A 3,041-nucleotide genomic window follows, 5' to 3' on the forward strand; every position below is an offset into this window, starting at 1 on the left:
TGAGACAGGAGAGGTGAGTACGTCTGAGACCTTGTCGACGATGGATGTTGAGGTTAACGCGGTCGTGGATACGGCGACACTGCTTGATAGTTACGTTGATATCAATGAAGACACTGCATTCAATATTGATATACAAGCGCTTTTAGTCGATCAAGATGGTTCTGAAAGTATCGTTAGCGTTACGTTCTCGCAAGTGCCAGACGGCGCAGTGTTTAGCCACGGTACGGTCAATGCTGACGATACAGTGACTGTATTGGCCGAGGATCTAGCAGCGCTGACGTTAACGCCTCCGTTGCATGACAGTACTGACTTTACGTTGGATGTCATGGTGACGCATCAGGATGAAGATCCAGATAGTGGTGTGATTACGGAAGCGAGTAGCACCGCACAATATCATGTTTCAGTTATCCCAGTGGCGGATGTCCCAACGTTACAAGCGAACGACATTAGCGGAAATGAAGATGAACCGATTAGCCTGGATATAACGGCGGATCTTGTCGATCTAGATGGTTCTGAGTCGATTACTGCGGTGCGTTTCGAGGGTGTTCCGGAGGGCGCGCAGCTCTCAACGGGTGCCGATCAGGGTAGTGGTGTTTGGATCGTGAATATTGACGATTTAGCGAGTCTAACCATACAAGCACCGGCGCATAGTAGTGATGATTTTATCTTGAGTGCGACGGCATTGGTGAATGATGTTGACCCTGAGTCAGGCCTCGTTAGCCAAGTGAGTGACACGATTAGTTTTAATGTAGAAGTGTTGCCCGTTTCAGAACAGGCTGTCGTAGTGGCATCAGCACGTGGAGATGAAGATACAGCGATCGCGTTAAATCTTGATATTAGTCAACCTGACGCGGATGGTTCGGAAAGCATCACAGACATTGTGATTAGTGGTGTGCCGGCTGATGCCTTGCTGTCTGCTGGCGTCATGGATGCGGATGGAAAATACCATTTAACGGTTGGAGAGTTAGCGGGATTAAGTTATACGCCTAGTCTCCATGATAGTCAGGATATCACCTTAACTGTTGAAGTGACGACCGAAGATGTTGACCCTGAGGGAGTGAGTCAGAGTGTCGAGATCAGTAGCCACCAAATTACGGTGCAGGTTGATGCTGTTGCGGATGCGCCAACCTTGGTGATGACTCCTGCGACAGGTGATGAAGATACGGCTATTACACTCGATATTATGGCTAGCTTGGTGGATCTTGATGGTTCTGAGTCAGTGCAATCGATAGTAATCAGCGATGTGCCAGTGGGTGCGACGTTATCAGCTGGCGTTGATAACGGTGATAATAGCTGGACCTTAAGTGTCGATCAGTTGGTCGGTCTAACGATTACGCCACCGTTGCATGATAGCGAAGACTTCAGCTTATCGGTGTTGGCGAGCGTGGCAGATGTCGATCCTGAGACAGGAGAGGTGAGTACGTCTGAGACCTTGTCGACGATGGATGTTGAGGTTAACGCGGTCGTGGATACGGCGACACTGCTTGATAGTTACGTTGATATCAATGAAGACACTGCATTCAATATTGATATACAAGCGCTTTTAGTCGATCAAGATGGTTCTGAAAGTATCGTTAGCGTTACGTTCTCGCAAGTGCCAGACGGCGCAGTGTTTAGCCACGGTACGGTCAATGCTGATGATACAGTGACCGTATTGGCTGAGGATCTAGCAGCGCTGACGTTAACGCCTCCGTTGCATGACAGTACTGACTTTACGTTGGATGTCATGGTGACGCATCAGGATGAAGATCCAGATAGTGGTGTGATTACGGAAGCGAGTAGCACCGCACAATATCATGTTTCAGTTATCCCAGTGGCGGATGTCCCAACGTTACAAGCGAACGACATTAGCGGAAACGAAGATGAACCGATTAGCCTGGATATAACGGCGGATCTTGTCGATCTAGATGGTTCTGAGTCGATTACTGCGGTGCGTTTCGAGGGTGTTCCGGAGGGCGCGCAGCTCTCAACGGGTGCCGATCAGGGTAGTGGTGTTTGGATCGTGAATATCGACGATTTAGCGAGTCTAACCATACAGGCACCGGCACATAGTAGTGATGATTTTATCTTGAGTGCGACGGCATTGGTGAATGATGTCGATCCTGAGTCAGGCCTCGTTAGCCAAGTGAGTGACACGATTAGTTTTAATGTAGAAGTGTTGCCCGTTTCAGAACAGGCTGTCGTAGTGGCATCAGCACGTGGAGATGAAGATACAGCGATCGCGTTAAATCTTGATATTAGTCAACCTGACGCGGATGGTTCGGAAAGCATCACAGACATTGTGATTAGTGGTGTGCCGGCTGATGCCTTGCTGTCTGCTGGCGTCATGGATGCGGATGGAAAATATCATTTAACGGTTGGAGAGTTAGCGGGATTAAGTTATACGCCTAGTCTCCATGATAGTCAGGATATCACCTTAACTGTTGAAGTGACGACCGAAGATGTTGACCCTGAGGGAGTGAGTCAGAGTGTCGAGATCAGTAGTCACCAAATTACGGTGCAGGTTGATGCTGTTGCGGATGCGCCAACCTTGGTGATGACCCCTGCGATAGGTGATGAAGATACGGCTATTACACTCGATATTATGGCTAGCTTGGTGGATCTTGATGGTTCTGAGTCAGTGCAATCGATAGTAATCAGCGATGTGCCAGTGGGTGCGACGTTATCAGCTGGCGTTGATAATGGTGACAATAGCTGGACCTTAAGTGTCGATCAGTTGGTCGGTCTAACGATTACGCCACCGCTGCATGATAGCGAAGACTTCAGCTTATCGGTGTTGGCGAGCGTGGCAGATGTCGATCCTGAGACAGGAGAGGTGAGTACGTCTGAGACCTTGTCGACGATGGATGTTGAGGTTAACGCGGTCGTGGATACGGCGACACTGCTTGATAGTTACGTTGATATCAATGAAGACACTGCATTCAATATTGATATACAAGCGCTTTTAGTCGATCAAGATGGTTCTGAAAGTATCGTTAGCGTTACGTTCTCGCAAGTGCCAGACGGCGCAGTGTTTAGCCACGGTACGGTCAATGCTGACG

General features: G+C 48.9%; 1 protein-coding gene. It reads left to right on the forward strand.

From position 1 onward, the window contains the following. A partial coding sequence (locus tag A3738_RS30885) for a hypothetical protein (RefSeq protein WP_197473760.1) occupies positions 1–3,041 on the forward strand: 3,041 nt, incomplete at both ends.

The sequence above is a fragment of the Oleiphilus sp. HI0066 genome (assembly GCF_001635725.1).